Annotated in this window: 5 protein-coding genes; 4 read left to right on the top strand and 1 reads right to left on the bottom strand. The window is 76.1% G+C overall.

The genetic code is table 11. From position 1 onward, the window contains the following. From ABZ641_RS28995 to ABZ641_RS28985, 3 genes are all read left to right on the top strand, one after another. On the top strand, positions 1-871 hold an 871-nt coding region (locus tag ABZ641_RS28995), incomplete at its 5' end, for a VWA domain-containing protein (RefSeq protein WP_359986461.1). A 3-nt stretch (positions 872-874) separates the two neighbouring features. Beyond that, positions 875-1,471: a cob(I)yrinic acid a,c-diamide adenosyltransferase gene (gene cobO, locus ABZ641_RS28990; RefSeq protein WP_030266664.1), complete on the top strand. Its 597-nt coding sequence runs from the start codon at positions 875-877 to the stop codon at positions 1,469-1,471. A 4-nt stretch (positions 1,472-1,475) separates the two neighbouring features. Beyond that, the gene (locus tag ABZ641_RS28985) at positions 1,476-2,825 is read left to right on the top strand and encodes a cobyrinate a,c-diamide synthase (RefSeq protein WP_359986458.1); all 1,350 of its coding nucleotides are present in this window, start codon (positions 1,476-1,478) and stop codon (positions 2,823-2,825) included. Between the two features lie 19 nt (positions 2,826-2,844). On the opposite strand, the gene ABZ641_RS28980 is transcribed toward ABZ641_RS28985, so the two are convergent. Further along, positions 2,845-3,285: a nitroreductase family deazaflavin-dependent oxidoreductase gene (locus ABZ641_RS28980; protein WP_344622042.1), complete on the bottom strand. Its 441-nt coding sequence runs from the start codon at positions 3,283-3,285 to the stop codon at positions 2,845-2,847. A gap of 171 nt (positions 3,286-3,456) precedes the next feature. On the opposite strand from ABZ641_RS28980, the gene ABZ641_RS28975 reads away from it, so the two are divergent. Continuing rightward, positions 3,457-3,777: helix-turn-helix domain-containing protein (locus ABZ641_RS28975; protein WP_359986456.1), on the top strand; the 321-nt coding region annotated here is incomplete at its 3' end.

Raw genomic sequence — 3,777 nt, 5'->3', positions numbered from 1 at the left:
CCGCCCCGCGCCCGGCGCCGGACGGGAGGCGGCCCCGGTCGCCAGCGCCGACCCGTACCGGACCCGGCTGTTCAAGGTGCCGGGCACCGGCCGGGGCGCCCGGGGACGGCGCTCGGCCGCGGAGACCGACGGCGGGCACACCGTGCGGGCGCGCCGCCCGCAGGGCCGCCTGGCCCGGCTGCACCTGACCGCGACGCTGCAGGCCGCCGCCCCGCACCAGGCCGCCCGCGGGCGGTCCGGGCGGGCGCTGGTGCTGGCCAAGGACGACCTGCGGGAGCAGGTGCGCCGCGGCCGGGAGTCCAACCTGGTGCTGTTCGTGGTGGACGCCTCCGGTTCGATGGCGGCCCGGCAGCGGATGGGCGCGGTCAAGGGCGCGGTGATGTCGCTGCTGATGGACGCCTACCAGCGGCGGGACAAGATCGGCATGATCACCTTCCGCGGCACCGGCGCCGAGCTGGCGCTGCCGCCGACCTCCTCGGTGGAGGTCGGCGCGGCCCGGCTGGAGCAGCTGCCGACCGGCGGGCGGACGCCGCTGGCCGCCGGGCTGCTGCGCGCCCACGAGGTGCTGCGGGTCGAGCGGATGCGCGACCCGGACCGCCGTCCGCTGCTGGTCGTCGTCACCGACGGCCGGGCCACCGGCGGCCGGGACGCCCTGGCGCAGGCCGAGCGGGCCGCGGGCCTGCTGGCCGGGCAGGGCGTGGCGAGCGTGGTGCTGGACTGCGAGTCCGGCCACGTCCGCCTCGGCCTGGCCCGCACCCTGGCGGCCCGCCTCGGCGGCCCCGCCGTCACCCTGGACGAGCTGCGCGCCGAGGGCGTGGCGGCGCTCGTCCGCGACCACCGTTCCGTCTCCACCCAGCGAAAGGCGGCCTGAGCCGTGCCCAAGGGAGTGCCCGAGAGTGTCCCCGACGACGGCCTGACGACCCGTCAGCGCCGTACCCTGCCGATCACCGCCGTGCACACCGGCCCGGGCAAGGGCAAGTCGACCGCCGCCTTCGGCATGGCGCTGCGCGCCTGGAACCAGGGCTGGCCGATCGGGGTGTTCCAGTTCGTCAAGTCCGCCAAGTGGAAGGTCGGCGAGGAGAACGCGCTGCGCGTGCTCGGCGCCTCCGGCGAGGGCGGCACGGTGGCCTGGCACAAGATGGGCGAGGGCTGGTCCTGGGTGCAGCGCGGCATGGAGTCCAGCGAGGAGGCGGCCAAGGAGGGCTGGGAGCAGGTCAAGCGCGACCTCGCCGCCGAGACCTACCGCTTCTACGTGCTGGACGAGTTCACCTACCCGATGCACTGGGGCTGGGTGGACGTGGACGAGGTGGTGTCGGTGCTGAAGGACCGCCCGGGCAGCCAGCACGTGGTGATCACCGGCCGGTACGCCAAGGAGCCGCTGACCGACTTCGCCGACCTGGTCACCGAGATGACCAAGGTCAAGCACCCCATGGACGCCGGCCGCAAGGGCCAGCGCGGTATCGAGTGGTAGTCCGTTGAACATCCCCCGTCTCGTCGTCGCCGCGCCCTCCTCAGGCGCGGGCAAGACCACCGTCGCCACCGGGCTGATCGCCGCGCTCGCCGCGCGGGGCCTCGCGGTCTCCCCGCACAAGGTCGGCCCGGACTACATCGACCCGGGCTACCACGCGCTGGCCGCCGGCCGCCCGGGCCGCAACCTGGACGCGTTCATGTGCGGGGAGGACCGGGTCGCGCCGCTCTTCCTGCACGGCGCGGCCGGGGCCGACGTCGCGGTGGTCGAGGGCGTGATGGGGCTGTTCGACGGGGCGGCGGGCCGCGGCGAGCTGGCCTCCACCGCGCAGGTCGCCAAGCTGCTGAAGGCACCGGTGGTGCTGGTGGTGGACGCCTCCTCGCAGTCCCGTTCGGTGGCGGCGCTGGTGCACGGCTTCGCCTCCTGGGACCCGCAGGTGCGCCTGGCCGGGGTGATCCTCAACCGGGTCGCCTCCGACCGGCACGAGCAGTTGCTGCGCGAGGCCCTGGAGGAGGGCTCCGGGGTGCCGGTGCTCGGCTGCGTGCGGCGCACCGCCTCGGTGGCGACTCCCTCGCGTCACCTGGGCCTGGTGCCGGCCGTGGAGCGCTCCGCGGACGCCCTGCGGGCGGTGCGGGACATGGGCGAGCTGGTCGCCGCCTCGGTGGACCTGGACGCGCTGCTGGCGCTGGCCCGCAGCGCCCCGCCGCTGGACGCCGAGCCGTGGTCCGCGGCCGCGGAGGTCTCCCCCGTCGCGGGCCGGCCGCGGGTCGCGCTGGCGGGCGGGGCGGCGTTCTCCTTCTCGTACGCGGAGAACGCCGAACTGCTGGCCGCGGCGGGCGCCGAGGTCGTGCCCTTCGACCCGCTGCGGGACGAGCGCCTGCCCGCCGGCACCCGGGCGCTGGTGGTCGGCGGCGGCTTCCCGGAGATGTACGTGGGTGAGCTGAGCGCCAACGCGGCGCTCCGGGCGGAGATCGCCGCGCTGGCCGCGGGCGGCGCGCCGATCGCCGCGGAGTGCGCCGGCCTGCTCTACCTGGGGCGGGAGTTGGACGGCAAGGAGATGTGCGGGGTGCTGCCGCACACGGCCCGGATGACCGAGCGGCTCACGCTGGGCTACCGGGAGGCGGTCGCGCTGGCGGACAGTCCGCTGGCGGTGGCGGGCACCCGGGTGCGCGGGCACGAGTTCCACCGCACGGTCTGCGAGCCGGGCGCCGGGGAGCAGCCCGCCTGGGGCTGGCGCGCGCCTGCCGGGCCGGCCGTCGAGGGGTTCGTGCAGGGCGCGGTGCACGGCTCGTACCTGCACCTGCACTGGGCGGGGGCGCCGCAGCTCGCGGAGCGGCTCGTCCGCGCGGCGCTCTGACGCCGGGGACGCGCCGCCGTCAGTTCGGGGCGAGCCGGAAGACCGGGTAACCGGGGGCGATCCGCAGCAGCTCGGCGTCGGAGGCGTCCGCGTCGACGCCGTCGAAGAAGACGCCGACCTCGAACTTCCAGCGCTTGAGGTAGGCACGGAGCACCGCGGGCTTCTCGGCGTCGGGGAGTTCGGCGGCGCGGAAGGCCTCGGCGCGGCGGCCGAGCCGGAGTTCGCCGGTGCCGGCGGCGCGCAGGTTGCGCACCCACTGGGTGTGGCCGCGCGGCGCGACCAGGTAGCGCTGCCCGTCGTGGGTGAGCAGGTTGACCGGGGTGGTGCGCCACTCGCCGCTCTTGCGGCCGCGCACGGCGAGGACGCGGGAGCCCCAGAGGCTGAGGCCGGCGCGGGTGAGGGCGGCGACGGTGCGGTTGGACAGGCCCAGCAGGGCGGCGCTGATCCGGCCGGTGGGCATCACGTAGCGGCTGGCGGCGTCGGACACGGGAACTCCCGGGGCAGTGAGCGGCGGACTCTTCAGAGAGCAGTGCTCTCGTTCCTGGACATGACTCTGCCACCGCCCCGGGCCACGGTCAAGAGCAGTGCTCTCGTTTCTGTGCGGCGCTCCCTCATATGGCAGGCTGTTCCCATGACCGCCATCAGGACCGCCCGCGAACGGGCCCGCGAGGAGCTCACCCGCGAGATCAAGCAGGAGGCCCGCAGGCAGCTCGCCTCCGAGGGCGCCCAGCGCCTGTCGCTGCGCGCCGTCGCCCGCGAGCTCGGCATGGCCTCGTCCGCGATCTACCGGTACTTCCCCAGCCGCGACGAGCTGCTCACCGCGCTGATCGTCGACGCCTACACCGACCTCGCCGACACCGCCGACGCGGCCCTGGCCGCCGCACCGGCCGCCCCCCGCGCCCGCTGGCGGGCCCTGTGCGGCGCCGTACGGGACTGGGCGCTCGCCCACCCG

This window comes from Kitasatospora sp. NPDC007106 (assembly GCF_040634455.1).
Lineage (GTDB): Bacteria > Actinomycetota > Actinomycetes > Streptomycetales > Streptomycetaceae > Kitasatospora > Kitasatospora arboriphila.
Note: the sequence above shows the minus strand (reverse complement) of the source record. Positions and strands in the feature narration are given on the sequence as shown.

Excerpts from the sequence above, each read along its gene's own strand:
- ABZ641_RS28980 (WP_344622042.1), bottom strand. The coding sequence starts at position 3,285 with ATGCCCACCGGCCGGATCAGCGCCGCCCTGCTGGGCCTGTCCAACCGC.